Here is a 22,067-nt window from a genome sequence, read left to right on the forward strand (position 1 = left end):
TCAGGCGAGCAGGTCGCCCATCAGCTCGCGGATCCGGCCGGTGGCCACGGCCACCGGCCGCTCCCGCCACACGGCCAGCAACGGCTCACGCTGCTCCTCGTCCCCGAGGGTGGCGATGAGCCGTTCGCCGTACCCGGGTGGGAAGAACGACTCGACGTGGCTGCCGATCCGCGTGGCGAGCGCGGCCAGTTCGCGGGCGACGCCCACGTCACCCCGGTACGCCGCGAGTTCGGCGCCGCCCAGCGCCCACGCCCCGAACACCGGCAGGTCGCGCGAGGCCAGCGCGTCGTCGCGGGCGAGCGCCAGCAGGGCGACCGCCCGGGAGTCGACGTCACCGGCCGACTCCGGTCGCACCTCGGCGATCCGCAGGTGCAGACCGGCCAACCCGACCCGGAGCATGACACGCGGCTGCGGCGGCGGCCCGACCCACTCGGCGAGTGTCCGGTTCACCTCGTCGGCGTGCGCGAGCGCCTCGTCGTAGCGGGCCTGCTGCCAGGCGAGATGCGCCAGGCCGAGACGCGCCTGCGCGATGTCGCCCTGCTCGGCCTGGCCCGATGTCGCGGTCTCGCGCAACCGCCGCGTCGCCTCCGGATCCCCGCCGAGGGCAAGGTGCATGTCCAGCCGCACCCGGATCGACCGCGCGTCCTGCGTGGCGCCGACGAGTTCCATGTGCCGGACGCTGCGCGCCAGCCATTCGGCCGACCGGGCCTCCCCGGCCGGGATCAGGAACTGCCCGACGGCCCCGGCCGCCATCGCCATACCCCAGTGGTCACCGACGGCCTCGAAGCGGAGGTACGCCTGCTCGGCGTCGACCATCGACGCCTGCGGCATGCCGCCGTTCTCCCGTACCGCCGCGCGGGCGAACAGGCCGAGCCCCTGCACGTACGGGTCCGAGTGCGCGACCAACTGGGTCGCGCTCGTCAGGCTCTTGTCCAGATCGGACTCGTCGAAGCCGGGCAACGCCGTCGCGAGCGCGGTCAGCCGGGACGACATCTCGGGGGACCGCTCGGCCAGGAGTCGCCGCAGGGCCCGGCGGCTCAACCCGGCGAGGCGCAGCTCGCCACTGATGCCGGCGTTCAGGCCGATCACGAGGCACATCCAGGCGAGGCGGTCGGCGTCGGGCAGTGGTCGGCCTGCGACCCGGCCCGACTGGATCGCCGAGTGCCGCCGCCGCTGCGGATCGTCGACGTGCAGCAGACCCCGCGCCCACCCGACGACCTCAAGGTGCAGGCCGCGCACCGTCCAGAGGTGCAGCAACGCGGTCGCGACGTCGACCGCCGCCGGCTCGTCGTCGTGCCCGAGCGCCCAGCGCAGGCCCGCCATCAGGTTGTCCTGCTCGGTGGCGCAGCCGTCGAGCGCCTCGACCTGGCCGGGGCCGATGAACCGCTCGCCGAGGGCGACGGCCCGCTCCCGGGCCCAGTCGACCAGGCCGACCATGGCCCGGTCCCGCTCGCCGGCCGCGTCGAGGCGGGCTTCGCCGTACTCGCGGACCGTTTCGAGCATCCGGTAGCGGGGCGGGCTCTCGCCCTCGACCAGGGTCAGCAGGGACTGTTCGACGAGCGTCGCCAGGCCGCGTCGGACGTCGGCGCTCTGTGCGACGGCGGCGGCGAGGTCCGCGGTGAACGGCGCGGGGATGACCGCGAGCCGCTGGAGCAGCGCCTGGTCGTCGGGGGCGAGCAGTTCGCGGCTCCAGTCGACCATCGCCCACAGGCTGGCGTGGCGTTCGGGCAGGCCCCGCAGGGCGTCGTCGAGCAGCGCGAACCGGTCGGTCAGCCCCGCGAGCACATCGTCGATCGGCATGTGGCGCAGTCGCGCGGCGGCCAGTTCGAGCGCCAGCGGCAGGTTGTCGAGCCGATGGCACAGCGCGAGCGCCCGCTCGGTGTCCCAGGTCGGCACGGCGCCGCCGGCCCGCGCCCGGGACTCGATCAGCCCGAGCGCGTCGGCGTCGGGCAGGACGGACAGTCGGTGGACCGTCTCGCCAGCCAGGCCCAGCGGGGCCCGGCTCGTCGCGAGCACCGCGACCTCCGGCGAGGTGACGGCCAGCAGATCCGCGACGACGGTGGCCGCCGCACCGAGGACGTGCTCGCAGTTGTCCAGCACGATCAGCCCGTCGACGTCCGGCGCCAGTGCGCGCAGCCGCTCCTGCGGGCTGAGCACCCGCCGTTCGAGGCCCAGGGTGCCGCCGCCGGTGGTCGAGGTGTCCGCGCCACCGAGCACGGCGAGCACCGTGGGCAGCACCTCGTGGGGCGAGCGGAGGCCGGCGAGTTCGACCACCCGTACCGGCTGCCCGGCCGCCGCCGCGCGCCGTGCCACCTCGGCGGCGAGCCGGGTCTTGCCGGCGCCGCCGGTCGCCACCACCGTCACCAGGGCCGCCTCGGTGAGGGCGGCGCGCACGGCCTCGACGTCCCGCTCCCGACCGACGAGGGCGGTCACCGGGCGCCGCCACGCGGCGGGCAGGGTGACCCGTGCCGGCTGCCGGTGCGGCGTCGCGGCAGCCGGCGCGGTGAGTTCGCCGCGCAGCAACTCCAGGTGAACCTGTGCGATCACCGGTGACGGGTCGGTGCCGTACCGGTCGGCCAGATCGTCGCGGAGCCGCTCGACCACCTCCAGCGCCTCGGCCTCGCGCCCCTGTGCGGCGAGCACCCGCACGAGCAGGGCGGCGGACGGCTCGTGCGGGGGCGTACGCGCGACGAGCCGACGCAGGTCGACCTCGTCGAACGGCCCCGCGCCGGCGAGTGCCGTCTGGGCGCGCAGCGCGGCGATGTCCGCGAACAGGTGTGCGTCCTCGGCGCTGACGAGTTCGGGCACCTCGGGGAAGAGGGCGCGGGCCTCGTCGGCAAAGGCGCGGGCGGCGCGGACGTCACCGCCCCGCAGCGCGGCATGCGCCTGGTCGGCGAGCGTTCGCGCCCGCACCGCGTCGACGGTGACCTCCTCGGCGGGCAGCCGGTAGCCGCCCGGCACCGCGAGCACGGGCAGCCCGAGGCGGCGTACTCGGGACACGAGCGCCTGGACCGCGCCGGTGGCGTCGTCGGGTGGCGTGCCGTCCCAGACGGCCTCCACGAGCAGGCTGCTGGAGACCGCCCGGCCCCGCGCGTCGACGAGCGCGCGGACCACCGCCGCGAGCCGTTCACCCCGGACCGGCCGGCCGTCGACCGCGAGCGCGCCGAGGATCGTGATCTGCACGGACACAGCATCCCTCACCCGTTCGAGGGGCGGGGCGGGGCCAGGTCAGGGAAGGGCTTGACAGTTCATCATCAAGTTAGGTTAGCCTCTCCTCATGCCAGGCACTCTGACCCAGACCCTGCCCGTTGCGCCGTGGCGCGCGTTTGCCGTCACCGTGCGCGCGGTACGCCGGCTCAGCCCGTCCTTCACCCGGGTGACCTTCACCGGGGCGGACCTCGACCGCTTCGCCGACAACGGTAACGACCAGCGAATCAAGCTGGTGCTGCCGCTGCCCGGCCAGCGTGGGGTGCACCTGCCGCAGGGGCCGGACTGGTACGCGGACTGGCGAGCCCTACCCGAGCACCAGCGCAACCCCATACGCACCTACACCGTGCGGGCGGTCCGGTCGCACCTGGCCGAAGTCGACGTCGACCTGGTGCTGCACGGCGACAGCGGGCCGGCGACGCGCTGGGCCCGACGGGTGAGCGTCGGTGACGAGATCGCCCTCGTCGGGCCGAACGCCGGCTACGACGGTGACCACGGCGGCGTCGAGTTCCGGCCGGCGGGGACGGGATGCCTGCTGCTGGCCGGCGACGAGACGGCCGTGCCGGCGATCAGCGCCATCTGCGAGCGGCTCGCGCCCCACACCCGGGGCGTCGTCCTGCTGGAGGTGCCGGACGCCGACGACGTGCTGCCACTGACGACTCCGCCCCGCGTCGAGGTCCGCTGGCTGCCCCGGGGTGCGGGTGGGCACGGCAGCCGACTGGTGCCCGCCGTCGCCGCCGCGGCGGAGGAACTGCTGGCCGTCGGCACGGCCGGGACCGCCCAGCCGGTCGTGGACGTGGACGTGGACACCGAGATCCTGTGGGAGGTGCCCACCGAGGTGCCGACGACGCCGCTGTACGCGTGGTTGGCCGGAGAGGCCGGGGTCATCCGTGCCCTGCGCCGGCACCTGGTCGCCGAGCGGGGTGTGGACCGGCGGGCGGTGGCCTTCATGGGCTACTGGCGACTCGGCCGCGCCGCCTGAGGCCGCCGCTCGTATCCGCAACCGCCCTGCCGGATGTTTCGGCATCGCCCCCCGGCCGCGTGCTCTCCGGGCGGTAGCGGAGCGCCGGGTGCGTCCGACGGCGGGTGGTGCGTACAGTTTCGGGTCGGTAGTTGGGGTGGGGCCGGCTGACCCGGCACCGGAAACGGGACGAGACACAGACGCATGACGGCGGACACACAACCGGAAAACGGTCAGCACGCGATCGACCGAAGCCGACTGGAGACCTGTCTCAGCGTCTTTGCGGCGTTGGAGGCGCTGCCTCCGGATCACCCCGACGTGGTGCGGGTGCAGCGGGCCACCGCCCGGCTCTACAAGGTGATCAAGCAGCGGCGACGTGAGGAGCGGCGCGACGCCATCCTGGCCGCCGACCGGGCCGTGACCGAGGCCACCGCCACCGGCGCCCCCGGCCGGATCGACGACGAGACCCAGGGCATCCCGCTGGCCTCGCCCACCTCCGGCACCACGGCGGGCGTCCTGCACAACCCGCGCGGCTGCTACGTCTGCAAGCAGCGCTACCGCGAGGTGGACGCCTTCTACCACCAGCTCTGCCCGTCCTGTGCCGCGCTCAACCGAGAGCGCCGGGACGCCCGCACCGACCTGACCGGCCGCCGCGCGCTGCTCACCGGCGGCCGGGCGAAGATCGGCATGTACATCGCGCTGCGGCTGCTGCGCGACGGCGCGCACACGACGGTGACCACGCGGTTCCCGCACGACGCGGTCCGCCGGTTCGCGGCGATGCCGGACAGCGCGGACTGGCTGCACCGCCTGCGGATCGTCGGGATCGACCTGCGCGACCCCGCTCAGGTGATCGCCCTGGCCGACTCGGTCAGCGAGCAGGGCCCCCTCGACATCCTGATCAACAACGCGGCGCAGACGGTCCGCCGCTCACCCGGGGCGTACGCGCAGCTCGTCGCCGCCGAGGCCGCGGCCCTGCCGGACGGTCCCCTGCCGGAGCTGATCACGTTCGCCAAGCCGGCCGGTGGTCCGGCCGGGAGCCTGACCGTAGGCCCGGAGTCGACCGCGCTCAGCCCGCACGCGCTCACCGCGTTGGCGTTGACCAGTGGCTCCGCCTCACCGGAGCGGATCGCGGCGTCCACCGCCATCGACGCCGGCGGCCTGGTGCCGGACCTCGACTCGGTCAACAGCTGGGTGCAGCGGGTGGACGAGGTCGACCCGGTCGAGCTGCTCGAGGTGCAGTTGTGCAACGTGACCGCGCCGTTCGTGCTGGTCAGCCGCTTGCGGCCGGCGATGGCCGCGGCGACGGCCCGCCGCAAGTACATCGTCAACGTCTCGGCGATGGAGGGCCAGTTCGGGCGCGGTTACAAGGGCCCTGGGCACCCGCACACCAACATGGCCAAGGCGGCGCTGAACATGCTGACCCGCACCAGCGCCGAGGAGATGCTGACCGACGGCATCCTGATGACCAGCGTCGACACCGGCTGGATCACCGACGAGCGGCCCCACCCGACCAAGATGCGGCTGGCTGACGAGGGGTTCCACGCCCCGCTGGACCTGGTCGACGGCGCGGCCCGGGTGTACGACCCGATCGTGCGCGGCGAGCAGGGCGAGGACCTGTACGGCTGCTTCCTGAAGGACTACGCGCCCTGCGCCTGGTGACCGACGTCCCCACCCATACGACGAGGAGAAGACCACATGGCATCTGACCAGGACCCGTGGCCGACGCTGGACGAGCTGCTGCGCGAGGAGTCGGAGCTGGAGCTCGCGGGCCTGTCCGAGACCGACGCGTACGAGCTGGGTATGCGTGCCGTCGCCGCCGCGAGTGAGCAGCGGCTGCCGGTAGCGGTCGGTGTGTGGCGTGCCGGGCGTCAGCTGTTCCACTGCGGCCTGCCCGGCTCGACCCAGGACAACGACGCGTGGCTGCGCCGCAAGGGACGCGTGGTGATGCGGTTCGAGCACTCGTCGCTGTACATGGCCCGGCTGTGCCGGGACCGGGACGTGACGCTGACGCAGAAGTACGGCCTGCCGGCCGCCCGGTACGCCGCGGCCGGGGGCGCGGTGCCGTTGCGGGTGCGGGGAACCGGCGTCGTCGGCTGGATGGGGATCTCCGGGCTCCCGCAACTGGACGACCACCGCTTCGTCGTCGACATCCTCCGCGAGACCCCGCGCTAGCCGACGGTCAGCGCGCACGCCGGTTCGCGCGGACCGCGCCCAGGATCACCCCCGGGGTGACCAGCGAGAACGGGTGCTCCTGCATGGAGACGACCCCGTTGAACCGACGCGCGATGGCCACGTCCGTGATGGTCGCCTCGATGATCTGCCGGCTGGCCCAGCTGGAGATCCGGTATCCGCGCGGGTAGGGCCCGTCGACGTGCGGCAGCGCCAGGTCGGCGGAAGTCGACGTCGACCAGGCGGCGTCGACCACGACCTTCTGCAGGTCGAGAAAGCGGCGGGCGGGCACGGTCAGGTCCGGGTTCGCCCGCAGGTACGTCGACAGGCAGGCGGCGTGCAGGGCCGCCGCCGTCATTCCCTGCCCGTAGACCGGGTTGAACGAGGCGACGGCGTCACCGACGCTGACGAGCCGCGCCGGAAACCTCCGCAGCGCGTGGAAGTCCCGCCGCCGGCTGTCGGCGTGACGGTAGGTCTGCACGTCGCCGAGCATCTCGTTGGCGGTGATCTCGCCGAACTCCGGCGGGAACTGCTCCCGCAGCCGGCGGACGAAGTCCTGGGCGGTGCCTCCCGGTCGGTCGTCGCCGTAACCGGCCATCATGGCCATCCACCGACCATCCTCGATGGCGAAGAACGCGGCGCCGGCCACGTCCGTCATCGTCTGCGGGGTGTGCAGCGCCAGGACGACCTTCGACGCGGGATTCTCCTCGGTACGGCGGAACAGGGCGGTCGCGTAGTTGAGGTGCACGGGCATCCGCCGCGTGACGGGCCGTTCCCAGCCGGCCCGCTCCAGCCAGTCGGAGAGCCGGCTCGACCGCCCCATGGCGTCCACCACCAGGTCACCACACTCGACGCCGGGCACCCCGTCGACCTCGCAACGGATGCCGGTGACCGCGTCGCCGTCGAAGACCAGGCCCGTGGCACGGGCGGTGACCGTCTTGACGTTGGGCAGTCGAAGAACCTGCTGACGGATCAGCCCCTCCAACAGGGGCCGGCTGCCCGCCAGGCTGTCGGCGTCGTCCGGGACGAGCACCTTCAGGCGGCCGTCGAGGTAGCTCCGCCGGGAGGCGGGGGGCGCCTCGACCGCGCCCTGGGCCACCGCCCGCGCACGGAACCCGGGAAACAGGCGTTCGAACTGGAAGAGACCGCCGGGCAGCAGCGCGTGCAGCTGCGTCCCCTGCGGCACGCCGGGCCGCGCGCCGCTCACCTGCGGGTCGTCCCGGTCCACGATGACCACGCTCTCCGCGTGGTCGGACAGGACCCGGGCGGCCAGCAGGCCGGCGACACTGCCGCCGAGCACCACCGCCTTACCCAGGACCGGAGATGGCTGGTCGGGCGGTCGCACGGCGTTCAGCGCGGCAAAGACCCGAACCGGGGAGAGGGACATCTTGCTCTCCAAGGGGTACGTGGTGTGCCCTCCCCGTGTCTGCCAGCGAACGGTGCGTGGACAGGCCGGTGGACGGTCGTTCGGCGTGAAGCCCGTCGATCGTCGCACAACCGCCGAAGGCCCACTGACCGTGTCCACAAGGCGACATCCGGCGAGCCGATCGGGCGCGTGCGGTCGACGCTCGGGCACGTCGATTGGATTGCGCCCGGTCCAACTGTCACGATCTCCGGCATGCCCGTCGCTCGTCGTACTCTGCTCGGGGTCGGCCTGGCCGCCGCGACCTCCGCCCTCGCCGGCTGCGGCGACAACGGCGCGCCAGCCCCCGGTTCGGCCGATCCCAGCGACGCGGTGACCTCGACCGACGCCGCCGGGAACAGGGTGGGGTTCGGCTCGCGCGGAAACACGACGCCGCCGTCCGGCTCACCGAGCGCCACCGCGTCCCCGAGCGGTGGTGCCGCGCCAGCCGGCCAGGCCCGGTACGCGCAGGACGTGACCGCGCTGCTCCGCAAGCACCTGCCCGCCACACCGCAGACCGTCCAGCACAAGGGCTTCCCCGGTGCCGTCGCTGTCGTCCTGGTCGACGGGAAGACGACGGTGCACACCGCCGTCGGGGAGGCGCTGCGCTACGGGGCGGGCCCGAAGCTGCTCGCGGCGGGCCAACGCGTCGCGATGCGCCCCGACTCCATCTTCGACCTCGCCTCGGTCACGAAGGTGTACACGGCCATCCTGCTGCTCCAGCAGGTCGACAAGGGGCGTGTCGACCTGACCGCCCCGGTCCGCGACTACCTGCCCGCCTTCACCGGTGCGGGCAAGGACCGGATCACCGTCGAGATGCTGCTCACCCACACCAGCGGCCTCCCCGTCGGCGCGAAGGTCACCGGCCTTCCCGACAACGCGGCACGGTGGAACGCCGTGCTCGGCACGGGGCTGGTCTCCGGCGCCGTGCCCGGGGACACGTTCCGCTATTCCAGCGTCGGGCTCATGGTCGCCGGCAAGATCGTCGAGAAGGTCACCGGTCAGCGGCTCGACCAGGCGCTCAAGAGCAACCTCACCGGCCCGCTCGGCCTGCGCGACACCGGCTTCAACCCCAGTACCTGGCTGTCGAGCAGCGCGAAGGCCAGTCGCCTCGTCGCCACCGACGCCCGCTCGTCCCGGGGGCTGCTCCGGGGCACCGTCCACGACGACGTCGCCAACCACCTCGGCGGCGTCGCCGGTCACGCGGGCATCTTCGCCACCGCCACCGACCTCGCGGCCATCGGTCAGATGCTCCTCAACGGGGGCACTCACCAGGGCAGACGGATCCTCGCCGCGGCGACCGTGCGGCGGATGCTCACCAACCTCAACGCCGGCAAACCGGCCGTCGACCCCGAACGGCCCAACCGCACCGCCGCGCACGGCCTCGGGGTCGTCCTCAACCAGAGCTGGTTCATGGGCAGGCTCGCCTCCACCCGGACCTTCGGCCATACCGGCTTCGCCGGCCCGTCGCTCCTGGTCGACCCCCACCGCAAACTCGTCCTCGCCCTGCTCACCAACCGCGCGCACCCCAACTGGAGCTGGGCGAACCCCGATCCGGTCCGCGCCGCCGTCGGCGACCTGCTCGCCAAAGAGGTCAACTAACCACAGCGCCAGTGCACCATCGATCCGCACCGGCCCCCGGATTTCGGCAGGACGGGCCGGAAGCTGTGGACCGCCACGCCTCACCCTGACACGATGCTTGCGCTAGTAGTGCAAATACTTCGTCGCTCAAGGTGGAGGATCGATGCACACGTCTCGCCGGAGACTGCTCTCCCTGACGGCCGGGGTCGCCCTCGCGGTCGGCCTGTCCGTCGCACCCGTGCCACGCCCCGCCGAAGCCGCCGCCCCACCGGCGTACCGGCCGGTGATCTTCGTACACGGCAGCGCCGGGTCGGCCTCGCAGTTCCAGTCCCAGGCCAGGCGTCTCGCCAGCAACGGCTACCCGATCGACATCATCGAGGCCCACGAGTACGACTCACCGAACATCGCGACGATCCTGCCCCAGGTGTACGCGGGGCTCGACGCGAGGATCTCCCGCCTGCTGGCGGCGACCGGCGCGGATCGGGTCGATCTGCTCGCGCACTCCCTGGGCACCTTCGTCATGCAGGGCTATCTCACCAGCTCACCGACGCGCGCAGCCCGGGTCGCGCACTACGTCAACCTGGACGGGCGCACCGCGACCTCCCCGCCGGGCGGCGTGCCGACCCTCGCCATCTGGGGTGAGGGCGATCCGGCCCGCGCCATCGTGGGCGCGACAAACGTGCACCTGCCGGACCAGTCCCACACCCAGACCGTGTCGTCGCCGGAGTCGTTCGGCGAGATCTTCCGATTCCTCCAGGGCCGCGCGCCGCACACGACGCGGATCGTGCCGCAGATCCTCGGCACCGCCCGGGTCTCCGGCCGCGCGGTCCTCTTCCCGAGCAACGTCGGCGTCACCGACGCGACCCTTGAGGTCTACCCGGTCAGCCACCTGACCGGTGGTCGGCTCTCGTCCCGGCCCGCGCATCGGGTGCCGCTGGCGGGCGACGGCTCGTTCGGCCCCTTCCCGGTGCTCGCCACGGCCCGCTACGAGTTCGCGATCGTGCGCTCCGGCGCCCCGACGCACCACTTCTACTTCCAGCCGTTCCTCCGCTCGGACTCGTTCGTACGCCTGGCGACGAGCGTGCCGGGGGAAGGCCTCGGCGCGCTGGTCGACACCAGTGACCGACACACGGCGCTGACCATCCAACGCCAGAAGGAGTGGTGGGGCGACCAGGGCGATGCCGGCGACAACCTCTGGATCAACGGCCGGGATGTCCTGAACCCGGCGAACGCGCCGCGCGCCAAGAGGACGATCGCCATCTTCGCGTTCGACGACGGCAGCGACGGCGTGACCGACCTGACCGCACCGTTGCCGGAGTTCTTCAGCCAGACCTTCATCACCGGCATGGACCTGTTCATCCCTGCGGCGCCGGCACACCTCGGCGTCGTACGTGTCACCGTCGGTCAACGCGGTGGCGGGTACGACGTGGTCAACGTGCCCAACTGGCGGTCGAGCGCCCACCGCGTGACGGTAAACGTCGACGACTTCTGACCGCCCGCCGAGCGGCCCGGCCACCTGACCTCGTGACGGTGGCCGGGCCGTCGCGCGTTGAGGGTTGATCCTGGCCGGCACCCTCGTGCGGCCTGCGACACCAGCTGGTCGGCATCCGCGCGGGCGTGTCCCCATGTCGACGCCGGAGTGTTCCGTTCTGCCGGCGAGACCGGCGGGGCCGGCGGCGCTGTTCGGGCGCGCACAACACCGCCCACGCCCTTCTCGACGTCGGCCGGCCCAGCCGCCGGTTCACGCTCGCCCGAACGCGATGACCGCGCTCCGGACATCGATCATCGCCGAGCGGTCGGCGGCCAGCCGTTTCGCCACCCGATCCGCCTGAACAGCCCTCCACGATGGCCGAACCGCCGAAAGTGCGGCATCGCGCGCCCTGAATGTTCGTCCATTGAAATGCGTCTAGCGCATGGCGAACATTTCGGCTAGGTTTCGCGACATCGCCTCCCCGCCGAGGACGGCGATGTGAATGTGCCCGACACCCTCACCCGAGGGGTCCGCGAACCGACGGCAACGGATTGGGTGTGAGCATGAGACGTGTGACCGGTTTGGCTACGGCGCTACTCCTGATAGCCGGTGTGGGCATCAACCCACCGGCAGCATTGGCACAACCCGCACGCACGGCCACGAACGCGGCCGTGTCGACGACGACGATCAACACGTTGGCCCGAGATGTCCAACGGGTCGAGTCCCTGCGCGAGGTCAAGGACGTCCAGCGCACCTACACCCACCTGGCCCAGTTCGGGCGGTGGGCCGAGATGTCCCAACTCTTCGCCACCGATGGCACGTTGCAGTGGGGCGACCAGACCACCGCCGGACGCGACGCGATCGCGGCGTGGCTCGAGGCCGACGCCGGTGCCATGAACGGCATCCGGCCAGGCTCGCTGCACACCGTGGTCATCGACCAGCCACTGGTGAACCTCTCGGCCGACGGCACCACCGCCAAGGGCCGCTGGTCGGGCCTGCGCTTCCTGGGTGACGGCCAGGGCGAGGCGCGGATCGAGGGCGGCATCTACGAGAACGAGTACGTCCTCAAGGACGGCCGCTGGCAGATCGAGCTTCTTCGCTACTACCCGCAGTACGCCGGCGCGTACGCCACCGGCTGGCGAAACGTCGGTGGGGCCCTGCCGATCGTTCCCTACCACTTCACCCCCGACCAGGCCGGCGTACCCATTCCGCCGCCCTCGGGCGCCGCTCCGGCCACGACGGCGACCGCCGCCGAGCTGGCGGCCAGGATCAGCCGACTCAACGACGAGGACGCGGTCCGCAACCTCCAACACTCCTACGGCTACTACGTCGACCGCCGCATGTGGTCCGACGTGGTCGATCTCTTCGCCCCGAACGGCAAGGTCCAGATCGACGGCGTGGGCGTCTACAACGGCAGCGCCGGCGTTCGCCAGGCGATGGAGCGGATGGGGCCGGAGAACCTCTCCCAGGGCATCCTCAACGAGCGACCGCTGTTCGACACGATCGTCGAGGTCAACCCCAACGGGCAGGAGGCCATCGCCCGCGGCATCGAGTTCGCCATGGTGGGCGATGCCAACACCCGCGCGGCCTCGTGGGAGTTCTCCGTCTTCCGCAACTCGTTCGTCAAGGACGGCGGGCTGTGGAAGCTCAAGGACATGACGATCACTCCCCTGATCGTCGCCACCTACGCCGAGGGTTGGGGCAATGGCGGCGTCGCCGCGCCAGCCACCGTCGTACCGGCGTTCCTCGACGTCGCCGGGCGTAGCGCGAAGCCGGCGGGTACCGCGGCGTCGAACACCGACCTCGTCGACCTCAAGCGTCGGCTCGACCGGTCGCAGGCGTTCGACGGCGCCGAGAACGTCTCGATGGCCTACACCGCCTACCTCGACGATCTGCGGATCGTGGAGATGTCGCAGATCCACGCGGCGAACGGCCACAAGCTCTCGCCGTTCGCGGGGTACTTCAGCGGGCCCGAGCGCATCGCGCAGGCTGGGCTCACCGTCTACGGGAGCAACCCGTCGACGATGCGGAACAGTCTGTCCATGCACTGGCGTCCGCAGCCGGTGGTCATCGTGTCGGAGGACGGCCGGTCGGCGAGCCTGCGTGCGCGGCTGCTCCAGCCCCGCACGTCGATCAACAACCCGGGCACCTTCAACGGCGCCATGTACAACGACGAGTTCGTGCTGGAGAACGGCATCTGGCGGGTGTGGAGCCTGACCATCGACGAGTTCTACTGGCAGTCGGTCAACTGGGCCGGCGGCTGGGCGGCCGCGAACCCGCGCAACCCCGCCCTGGCGGACCCGGCGCCGAGCACTCTGGTGACCAGGTACCGGCCGGATGTCCTGCTCAGCGAGATGGGCGTACGCGGGGAAGGGTTCCAGGGCGGCACCGGCAAGTTCATCACCTGGCCGGCGATCGTGCCCATGTGGTTCCACTACCGCAACCCGGTGAGTGGGCGGCAGCCGGCGCACTACTGGCCCGACTGCGCTCCGTGTGAGGTCCGGCCCGACTGGCGGATGACGGCGCACGGCTACCAGAAGCCGCCGACCGGGCCGCAGATCGACGGATGGGACCTGGACGCGCCGGCGCTCAACAAGGTCGCGCCCAGCGTCAGCGGCTCCGCCCTGTGGGGGCAGCGCCTCACCGCCTCCCCGGGCACCTGGAACGTCAGCGGGCTGTCGTTCGCCTACCAGTGGCTGCGCGACGGCGAGCCGATCAGCGGCGCGAGCACGGCCACCTACACCGTGCAGCACGCCGACATCGGGCACGAGGTGCGGGTGCGGGTCACCGCGACCGCCAATGGACGTCCAGCGGCGACCGCCACGAGCGGCCCGGTGAACTCCGCCTACCCGGCGTGGGACTCCCGAACGATCTACACCGGCGGTGAGTACGTCACCCACGGCGGCGCCGTGCACGTGGCGCAGTGGTGGACGCAGAACCAGGCGCCGGGAGCCTCACCGTGGGGCTCGTGGATGCAGGTCGGCGCTCCGGCGACATGCGCGACAGGCACCCACCTGAGCTGGACCACGTCGTGGGTCTACACCGGTGGCGAGACCGTCGCCCACGGCGGCAAGCTCTGGAAGGCCCAGTGGTGGACGCGCAACCAACTGCCCGGCACCCCGAACGGGCCGTGGCAGCAGGTCGGCACCTGCTGATCTGATCCCGTCAAGACGAAACCGCACCGGGTTGGCCGAAGCTCCAGCCAACCCGGTGCGGTTTCGCACTGTTGTCACGCGGTCAGTGCGATGTACTTCTCCTCAAGGAACTCCAGGATCCCCTCGGAGCCGCCCTCCCGGCCGAGGCCACTCTGCTTGACTCCCCCGAACGGGGCAGCCGGATCGCTGACGACGCCCCGGTTGACCGCCACCATTCCGGCTTCGAGACGGCGGGCGACGGCGACGGCCTCCCGCTCCTCGCCGAAGACGTACGCCATGAGGCCGTAGACGGTGTCGTTCGCCATCCGGACGGCCTCGTCGACGTCGTCGAAGCGGACCACTGCGGTCACCGGCCCGAAGATCTCCGTGGCGGTGATCGTCGAGCCGTGGGTGACGTCGGTGAGCAACGTCGCGTCGTAGAACGCGCCGTCGGGCGACGACTGGCCACCGCGCACCAGCGTCGCCCCCTGCGACACGGCGGTCCGCACGAGGGCCGCGACCTTGTCCCGCTCGTGCACAGAGACCAGAGCGCCGAGGTCGTTGCGGCGGTCGAGCCCACGCCCCACCGAGATGGTGGCGAGCGCGGCGTCCATCCGCGCCACGAACTCGTCGTGTACGGAGCTGTGCACGTAGAAGCGATTGGCCGCGGTACAGGCCGAGCCGCCGTTGCGCATCTTCGCCAGCAGGGCACCCGCGACAGTCGACTCCAGATCGGCGCCGGGCAGCACGATGACCGGCGCGTTCCCGCCGAGCTCCATCGAGGCGCTCACCACACTGTCGGCGCAGGCGTGCAGCAGTTCGCGGCCGACCTCGGTCGAGCCGGTGAACGACAGCTTCCGGACCTCGGGGCGGTCGATCATCCGCTTCACGAGTGGGCCGGTCGGGACCGGGGTGACCAGGTTGACGACGCCGCGTGGCACCCCGGCCCGGCGCAGAACCTCGACGATGTACGCCGCGGTCAGGGGTGTCTCCCGAGCGGGCTTGAGAATCGTGGTGCAGCCCGCAGCCAGGGCGGGGCCGAGCTTGCGGGTGGCCATCGCGGCGGGAAAGTTCCACGGGGTGATGAGCAGCGAGACACCGATCGGCTGCCGGTCCACGATGATCCGCTTGTCGCCGCCGGGCGAGAGCCGGTAGTCGCCCGGCACCCGCACGGCCTCCTCCGCGAACCAGCGGAAGAACTCCTTCGCGTAGTTGGCCTCCCCGATCGCGTCCGCCCAGGACTTGCCGTTCTCGCGCACCATCAGCTCGGCGAAGACGTCGACCTCGGCGGTGAGGATCTCGTAGGCGGCGCGGAGCAGCTCGCCCCGCTCGCGCGGAGCGGTCGCCGCCCAGGCGTCCTGCGCGGCGGCCGCCGCGTCGACGGCGTCCATGCAGTCCTGTTCGGAGGCGACCGCGAAGCGGGCGATCGTCGACAGGTCGGCGGGGTCGATGACGTCGAAACGCTCACCGCCCGAGCCGGCCCGCCACTGCCCGTCGATGAACAGGTCCGTGTGCAGGGTCATTGGACACTCCGATCCGCCAGGGCTCCCGCGTGGGCTCGTTCGAGGATGTCGAGCAGCAGGTCGCGCGACGGCGCGACCGGGGATATCGCGATCAGGCGTGTCGACCCCAGCGCCAGGTCGACGAGGCCCGGCAGGTGCGCACGCTCGACGCCGATCTCGGCGAGGCTGGCGGGTACGCCGATCTCGCGGTTGATCCGCGCGATTCGGGCGATGGTCCGCTCGGCCGAGGCCGCGCCGGACGGGATCCCCTCGATCGCGGCGCCCAGCGTCGCGATCCGCTCGGCGACGTCCGCCTCGGCGCGCAGCGCGTCGAGGACGTACGGGAGCATCAGGCCCGTGCCGAGGCCGTGGGGGGTCTTGGTGAGCGCGCCGATCGGATACTGCAGGGCGTGACACAGGTGGGTGCCGGTCGAGCCGAAGGCGATCCCCCCGAGGAGCGCGCCCATGGCGACCTCCTGGCGCGCCCGCCGATCGGTGGGTTCCCGCACCGCGATCGGCAGCCACGGGCCGAGGTGCCCCGCGGCCCGCAGCGCGATGGCCTCGGTGAGGGCGTTGCGACCGGTGAACACCGGCAGTTGGGCGGACCAGTCGAGGTCGAAGGGCCGCGCCGTGTACGACTCGACCGCGTGCACGAGCGCGTCGATGCCGGAGTACGCGGTCACCGTCGCGGGCGTCCCGATGGTGAACTCCGGGTCGACGATGGCCGCGACCGGCACCAGGAAGGGGCTGGAGATGCCCACCTTGAGCTCTCTGGTCGGGTCCGAGACGACCGCGACGGGTGTCACCTCCGAGCCGGTCCCGGCGGTCGTCGGCACCGCCACGACCGGGACCACCGGGCCGGGCACGAGGTTCTCGCCGTAGTACCGGCTGAGCGGGCCGTCGTGGGCGCAGAGCAGCGCGATCAGCTTGGCCGCGTCGAGCGCGCTGCCCCCGCCGATCGCCAGGATGACGTCCGCGCCGTACGCCCGGGCCGTCGCGCCGGCGGCGTCCAGGGTGTCGACGGGCAACTCCGGTGTGATGTCGGAGTAGACGCGCACGTCGAGCCCGGCCGCGGTCAGGGCGCCGATCGTCTCGTCGAAGAACGGGGTCCGCACGAGGAAGGGATCGACGACGGCGAGCACCCGCCGGCCGTGCACGCCGACGGTCTCCGGCAGTTGGGTCCGGGCTCCGTACCCGAAGTGCACCCGCGGCGGGAGCCGGAGGGTCCCGACGACGTCTGTTCCCGGGTCAGGCACTGAAACCGCCGTCGACGGGCAGCACGACGCCGCTGAGGTGACTGGCCCGGTCGCTGAGCAGGAACGCGGCCGTGACGCCGACCTCGGTGCCTGTTCCCACCTTGCGCAGCGGTGTCGCGGCGACCCGCGCCTCCACACCACCGGGGATGGCCAACCGGGTCTTCGCGAGCATGGGAGTCTCGGTGGGGCCGGGCGCGATCACGTTCACCCTGATGCCGAGCGGACCGAAGTCGTGCGCGGCGGTGCGGGTCAGACCGATGACGGCGTGCTTGGTGGCCTGGTAGCCGCCCATGCCGGAGCTGCCGCGCAGGCCGCCGATGCTGCTGACGTTGACGATCGAACCCGCGCCCTGTCGCCGCATCACCCGCACCTCCTCGCGGATGCACAGCCACGTGCCCTTCACGTTGACCGCCAGGATCCGGTCGAAGTCCGACTCGGAGACCTCGTCCAGGCGGCCGGACTGCGTCATCGCCGCGTTGTTGAAGGCGCCGTCGAGCCGGCCGAAGCGCTCGACCGTGGCGTCGACGAACCGGGCCACGTCCCGCGCGTCCGACACGTCGCCTGTCGCGTACGCGACGTCGTGCCCCGCCGAGGTGAGCTCGGCGGCGATCACGGCCAGCGGTTCCTCGGTGCGCGCCACGAGCATCAGCGCCGCGCCATCGGCCGCCAGGACACGCGCGGTGTCGGCGCCGATCCCCGCGCTCGCGCCGACCACGAGGACGACCTTGCCGCTCAGCGGCGGTCGGATCGTTGGTGCGTCAGTCATGGACCCTCCAATTCGTATGTCACGGTCCTGGCCGCGTCGACGGCTGCCTTCGCGGCGGCGCCGAACAAACTCGCGTCGTTACTCAAGGCCGTGAACCGGAAACCCGCGTCCACGGCCGCACGGACGGACTCCACAGTGGCTCCGCCCGCGTTGCCCACCGGAACTCCCGCCACGCGCCCGTGCGCGACAGCCACCGCGATCAGGGCGGCGATGTCCGGGTCGGACTCCGTCTTGCCCTCGCTCACCGAGAGATCCGCGGCGCCGACGAGCAGCGCGTCGACACCCTCGACCGCGGCGATCGCACCGGCGTTGCGGACACCGACGGCGCTCTCGATCTGCGCGATGAGCACGACCTCCTGCTGGCCGTACCGGAGGTAGTCCGCACGGGAGCGGGCACCCCACGCGCCGGCCCGGCTCGTCGAGCCGACCCCCCGCGACCCGAGCGGCGGGAAGCGTACGAGCGACACAGCCGCTCGGGCCTGCTCGACCGTGTCGACGTGCGGCATCATGATTCCCTCGGCGCCGGCGTCGAGCATTCGCTGCACGACACCCGCGTCGGCCGCCGGCACCCGGACGAGGGGTGCGACACCCAGATAGAGCGCGGTGCCGATGAGCTGGTACGCCGACTCCAGGGTGATCGGCGAGTGTTCCAGGTCGATGATGGCGAAGTCGAAGCCGGCCAGCGCGACCAACTCCATGATCTCCATCGCCGGGATCTTGACCCAGGTGCCGAGGGCTGGCGCGTGGACGTCGGCGAGGGCCTCCCGGAATCGGCTCGACTGCCCCGACAGACCGGTCACTTCATCGGGTAGTCGTCGGCGTTCAACACCCACCCGGAGGCCGAGAAGTCCTCACGCGGCGGGGAGAAGATGTCGATGAGCTGCTGGTGCGGGCCGATCCCCTGGGTCGTGTGCACCGTCGGCGGCGGGATGACGCAGATCGACGGGGTGGCGATCTGGCGGCTCTCGTCGGGCCGCCAGCGCGTCGAGTCGGGACCCCACGGGTAGCGGATGTGGTGCATGAAGCTGCCCTTGACCGCGAGCGAGACCTGCTCGAAATCGTCGTGGTGGTGCGGCGACAACTTGTGGACGTCGCGGGGCTTCGGCTCCTCGGCGAGGAAGTTGACCATGAGGTTGGTGGTGCGGAAGATCCGCCCGAACCGGCCCTCGGCGATCGGCGTGTCCGCCAACCGGTAGACGCGCAGCGCGAACCCGCCGACCGGGTCGGGCCACGGCTGAAGTGGGGTCACCCGCTCGTCGGGTTCGGCGTAGGCCGCCGCGTTGATTGCGCTCGCGCTCAGGTCCTCCGCGCGGGTGGAGAACAGCCGGATGAGGATGCCGTCGCCGTCGACACGGATCTCGCTGTCGCCCGGCGGCACGACCACGAACGCCTCCTCGGAGACGGATGCCGTGCTGCCGGCGGCGGACACCGTGACGGGAGCGCTGGACGAGTACATGAGGACGGCGTACTCGTCCGGTTGCGCGGTGCGGACGAACACGTCGCCCGCCCTGGCCTCGGTGTAGGCGATCACCACGTTGGCGGCGCGGGCGATCCAGGTTCTGCTTCCGTTCGGCCCGACCATGGACGGGGCGAACGTGAGGAACTCGATCCACTGCGCGGGCCGGATGGGCGTGGAGACGTCCACCGCCCGGGTGGGGGCCGAGGTCGTCAGTCGCGACCGGATGTCGTCTGCGGCGTACGTACTCATGTGCGTGCGCTCCCTTCGGAGGTCTCGATGCCGCGCAGCGCGAGCATGGCGCGGGCATCGGCTGGCGTGGCGATCTCCTTGCCGAGATCCTCGATCACGTCGCGGATCTTGCGGACCTGCTGCGCGTTGCTCTCCGCGAGCCGTCCCTTGCCGATCCAGAGGCTGTCCTCAAGACCCACCCGCACGTGCCCGCCGAGCCAGGCGCTGTGCGTGCCGAACTGCATCTGGTCGCGCCCCGCGGCGAACGCGGAGAACGAGTAGTCGTCGCCGAACAGCTTGTCGGCGATACGCACCATGTGTTCGAGGTTCTCGTGGTCGGCGCCGATGCCCCCCAGGATGCCGAAGACACCCTGGATCAGCAGCGGCGGCGTCGCCAGGCCCCGGTCGACGAAGTGGGCGAGCGAGTACAGGTGACCGATGTCGTAGCACTCGTACTCGAACCGGGTTCCGTTGGCGCCGAGCGTGCGCAGCGTGTGCTCGATGCGGTCGAACGAGTTGATGAACGGCTGGGAGTAGGTGTTCAGCACGTAGGGCTTCTCCCACGTGTACCTCCACTCGGTCACCCTGTCGGCGATCCCGGAGTACACGAAGTTCATCGATCCCATGTTCATCGAGGCGAGTTCGGGGCGGAACCGGACGGCCGCCGCGAGCCGCTGCTCCATCGTCATCGCCGACGAACCGCCGGTGGTGATGTTGATGACGGCGTCGGTGCGCTCGGTGATGCGCGGAATGATCTGCTCGAAGATCTCGGGTTCGAAGGCAGGTCGTCCGTCCGGATGCCGAGCGTGGATGTGGACGATGGCCGAGCCGGCCTCCACCGCCTCGACGGCGGCCTGCGCCACGTCCGCCGCGGACAGCGGCAGGTAGGGGCTCTGCGAGGGTACGTTGACCGAGCCTGTCACCGCCGTCGTGATGATGACCTTCTCAGCCGTACGCATCAGTTGGTCTCCTCGAGACCGAGCAGGTAGGCGGTGTTGCGGCAGATCATCTGGCGGATGGCGTCGGCGGAGATGCCGTGGTCGAGCAACTGCTGGACGATCAGGATGTAGGCGTCCACCGGCAGCGGGTTGCCCTGCTGGCCGAGGTCCGAGTCGAGCACCGTGCGCTCCGGGCCGATCTTGTTGATCCAGTCGACGAGTCGCTGGATCGGCCAGCGGGGAGCGGGCACCTGCGGGTGGTACATCGAGAGTTCGTGCTCGACGAACGCGCCGTAGCCGAGCATCGCCTCGATGTCGGGTTCGGAGACGTCGACGATGAAGTCGGGGTGGTGCAGCAGGATGCGCTTGACCCCGTTCGCGCTGGCCGTCTTGAAGTAGGCCTTCATCGACTCGCCGTCGAGGTGGCCCCCGGTCAGCAGGATGCCGGCGTCGGCGACCAGGCGGGTGACGAGGTCCGCCTCCTCCGACACGTCACCGGCGGCGTTGAAGATCGACACCTCCGACTCGTAGAGGTTGCCGGTGGCGCTCGGGAAACCGTCGTCGTGGCTGTGGGCGCGGATGTGCTGGCCCGCCGACACGGTCGGCCCCCACACACAGCGGCCACCCATGTTGATCGCCACCGCCACCGCCGAGGGGTTGACGCCACCGACCTCGGAGTTGAGCGCGACTCCGCCGTACATGGGGGTGGGTGCGCTCGCCAGTGGCGTTCGCATGGCGAGCAGATCCATCACGGTGTTGTGGTGGTGGGACTTGCACAGAATGGCGCGCATGTTGATCCGGGCCGCGTCGTAGGACGCCTCCACGTGGTCGAACCGCCGGGGGAAGGGGCTCGGGCCGGAGTGGCAGTGGAGGTCGACGGCGCCGTCCAGCACCTTCAGTAGCGCGGGCGTCGGCGTGAGCGTCTCCTCGGACATCCGAGTACCTCCTTGGGTCGGTGGTGCGTGTTCGGAATGCGTAATGAAAGTTCAATATACGGATCACGTTCATGTGTGTCCACAGCGTCAAGCGCCTGCGGAGGCTCGGCGGCAGCCGTTTGGTGTTCACAATACGAAGCCGAGGGTTGCCCTATGAACTTTCGGCTGCTCTACTTGCACGACACAGACCGGACACATGCACGACACGGGCCCGAAGTGGCTCTCGGAGGCGGTGTGAGATGAGAGGTGAGCGGCACGGACATCGCGCACGCCGCGCCGGCAGTCAGGGTGCCGCGGCCGCTCCAGCGCGGGCAGCCACAATCCAGTCGATCGATCGCGCCGCCAGCGTGCTCGCGCTCCTCGACCAGGACACGTCCAGCCTCACGCCAGCGCTCGTGGCGGATCGGCTCGGCCTGAACCGGACGACCGCACACCGGTATCTGCAGTCGTTGCAGAGCGCCGGCTTCCTCAGCGCCTCATTCGGGCCGGGACCGCTGCTCGACCAACTCTCCGCGCTGGTGTCGGTACGCCAGCAGATCCTCACCCTCGCGCCAGCGGTCATGCGTCAGCTCTCGGAAGCGACGGGACTCACCACGGTACTGAGCTTCCTGGGCCGCTCGGGGGCGGTGGTGACCCTCGTCGAGGAGGCCAACCAGGGCACCATCCTGCTCACCGTGCGCATCGGCACGGTGCTCGAACACCGGGCGGCGCAGACCCGTGTCCTGCTGGCGTTCCAGTCCGATCCGGCCGCGGTGGCCCGCGCACACGAGCGGCTCACCCCGGCGGAGGCCGCCGTGGAGCAGCACGCGCTGGTCGGCGTACGGCGACACCGAATCGCCTGGGCGGATCTGGATCGCGAGGGTTTCGCATCGGTCGCGGTGCCGATCTTCGCCACCCGCAACGTCCAGGCCGCCATGGCGCTGCTCGGCACGACCGCGATGCTGCGCCCCGCGGACCAGTCGAACGAGCGCGTTCACGCGCTCGAACAGGCGGCGCAGACCCTGGGCTCGCTGGTCGCGAGCTGACCCATGCATGACAGGCGAGCCCGACATGACGGG

General features: G+C 71.5%; 16 protein-coding genes. 7 read left to right on the top strand and 9 right to left on the bottom strand.

Annotated elements, in window-relative coordinates:
• Positions 1-3,183 carry a BTAD domain-containing putative transcriptional regulator gene (locus tag ABZ808_RS07625; RefSeq protein WP_357002281.1) on the bottom strand — a complete coding sequence of 1,061 codons (3,183 nt, stop codon included), beginning with the start codon at positions 3,181-3,183 and terminating at the stop codon, positions 1-3.
• A gap of 106 nt (positions 3,184-3,289) precedes the next feature.
• Between ABZ808_RS07625 and ABZ808_RS07630 the strand changes: the two genes are divergently transcribed.
• From ABZ808_RS07630 to ABZ808_RS07640, 3 genes are all read left to right on the top strand, one after another.
• The gene (locus tag ABZ808_RS07630) at positions 3,290-4,189 is read left to right on the top strand and encodes a siderophore-interacting protein (protein WP_357002818.1); all 900 of its coding nucleotides are present in this window, start codon (positions 3,290-3,292) and stop codon (positions 4,187-4,189) included.
• A gap of 183 nt (positions 4,190-4,372) precedes the next feature.
• Positions 4,373-5,827, top strand: a complete 1,455-nt coding sequence (locus ABZ808_RS07635) for an SDR family NAD(P)-dependent oxidoreductase (protein WP_357002283.1) — start codon at positions 4,373-4,375, stop codon at positions 5,825-5,827.
• 36 nt (positions 5,828-5,863) lie between these two features.
• Complete coding sequence (locus ABZ808_RS07640; protein ID WP_357002286.1) at positions 5,864-6,340, top strand: heme-degrading domain-containing protein; 477 nt, start codon at positions 5,864-5,866, stop codon at positions 6,338-6,340.
• 7 nt (positions 6,341-6,347) lie between these two features.
• Here ABZ808_RS07640 and ABZ808_RS07645 read toward each other — a convergent pair whose 3' ends face one another.
• Entirely contained in the window at positions 6,348-7,724 is a 1,377-nt protein-coding gene (locus ABZ808_RS07645; RefSeq protein ID WP_357002288.1) for an FAD-dependent oxidoreductase, read from the bottom strand.
• Positions 7,725-7,955: 231 nt separating this feature from the next.
• Between ABZ808_RS07645 and ABZ808_RS07650 the strand changes: the two genes are divergently transcribed.
• From ABZ808_RS07650 to ABZ808_RS07660, 3 genes are all read left to right on the top strand, one after another.
• A complete protein-coding gene (locus tag ABZ808_RS07650) occupies positions 7,956-9,341 on the top strand; it encodes a serine hydrolase domain-containing protein (RefSeq protein WP_357002290.1) in 1,386 nt (461 codons plus the stop codon).
• Between the two features lie 142 nt (positions 9,342-9,483).
• Complete coding sequence (locus tag ABZ808_RS07655; protein ID WP_357002292.1) at positions 9,484-10,812, top strand: alpha/beta hydrolase; 1,329 nt, start codon at positions 9,484-9,486, stop codon at positions 10,810-10,812.
• 542 nt (positions 10,813-11,354) lie between these two features.
• The gene (locus tag ABZ808_RS07660; protein WP_357002296.1) at positions 11,355-13,946 is read left to right on the top strand and encodes a nuclear transport factor 2 family protein; all 2,592 of its coding nucleotides are present in this window, start codon (positions 11,355-11,357) and stop codon (positions 13,944-13,946) included.
• A gap of 74 nt (positions 13,947-14,020) precedes the next feature.
• On the opposite strand, the gene ABZ808_RS07665 is transcribed toward ABZ808_RS07660, so the two are convergent.
• From ABZ808_RS07665 to ABZ808_RS07695, 7 genes are read right to left on the bottom strand one after another with little or no spacing between them, the layout of a single operon-like run.
• Positions 14,021-15,448, bottom strand: coding sequence for an NAD-dependent succinate-semialdehyde dehydrogenase (locus tag ABZ808_RS07665; protein WP_357002299.1), 1,428 nt, complete (start codon positions 15,446-15,448; stop codon positions 14,021-14,023).
• A complete protein-coding gene (locus ABZ808_RS07670; RefSeq protein ID WP_357002301.1) occupies positions 15,445-16,683 on the bottom strand; it encodes an iron-containing alcohol dehydrogenase in 1,239 nt (412 codons plus the stop codon). The genes ABZ808_RS07665 and ABZ808_RS07670 overlap by 4 nt, the downstream gene beginning before the upstream one ends.
• Complete coding sequence (locus tag ABZ808_RS07675) at positions 16,676-17,449, bottom strand: SDR family NAD(P)-dependent oxidoreductase (protein WP_357002303.1); 774 nt, start codon at positions 17,447-17,449, stop codon at positions 16,676-16,678. The genes ABZ808_RS07670 and ABZ808_RS07675 overlap by 8 nt, the downstream gene beginning before the upstream one ends.
• Positions 17,446-18,249, bottom strand: coding sequence for an aldolase/citrate lyase family protein (locus ABZ808_RS07680; RefSeq protein WP_357002305.1), 804 nt, complete (start codon positions 18,247-18,249; stop codon positions 17,446-17,448). The genes ABZ808_RS07675 and ABZ808_RS07680 overlap by 4 nt, the downstream gene beginning before the upstream one ends.
• Positions 18,246-19,157 (bottom strand): hypothetical protein, encoded by a 912-nt coding sequence (locus tag ABZ808_RS07685; RefSeq protein ID WP_357002307.1) that lies wholly within the window; start codon positions 19,155-19,157, stop codon positions 18,246-18,248. Before ABZ808_RS07685 ends, ABZ808_RS07680 begins: the two co-directional genes overlap by 4 nt.
• Positions 19,154-20,095 carry a 3-keto-5-aminohexanoate cleavage protein gene (locus tag ABZ808_RS07690; protein WP_357002309.1) on the bottom strand — a complete coding sequence of 314 codons (942 nt, stop codon included), beginning with the start codon at positions 20,093-20,095 and terminating at the stop codon, positions 19,154-19,156. Before ABZ808_RS07690 ends, ABZ808_RS07685 begins: the two co-directional genes overlap by 4 nt.
• A complete protein-coding gene (locus tag ABZ808_RS07695; RefSeq protein WP_357002311.1) occupies positions 20,095-21,009 on the bottom strand; it encodes a DUF6282 family protein in 915 nt (304 codons plus the stop codon). The genes ABZ808_RS07690 and ABZ808_RS07695 overlap by 1 nt, the downstream gene beginning before the upstream one ends.
• A gap of 239 nt (positions 21,010-21,248) precedes the next feature.
• On the opposite strand from ABZ808_RS07695, the gene ABZ808_RS07700 reads away from it, so the two are divergent.
• Positions 21,249-22,034, top strand: a complete 786-nt coding sequence (locus ABZ808_RS07700; protein WP_357002313.1) for a helix-turn-helix domain-containing protein — start codon at positions 21,249-21,251, stop codon at positions 22,032-22,034.
• Positions 22,035-22,067 lie beyond the last annotated feature (33 nt).

The sequence above is a fragment of the Micromonospora sp. NPDC047527 genome (assembly GCF_040643015.1).
Lineage (GTDB): Bacteria > Actinomycetota > Actinomycetes > Mycobacteriales > Micromonosporaceae > Micromonospora.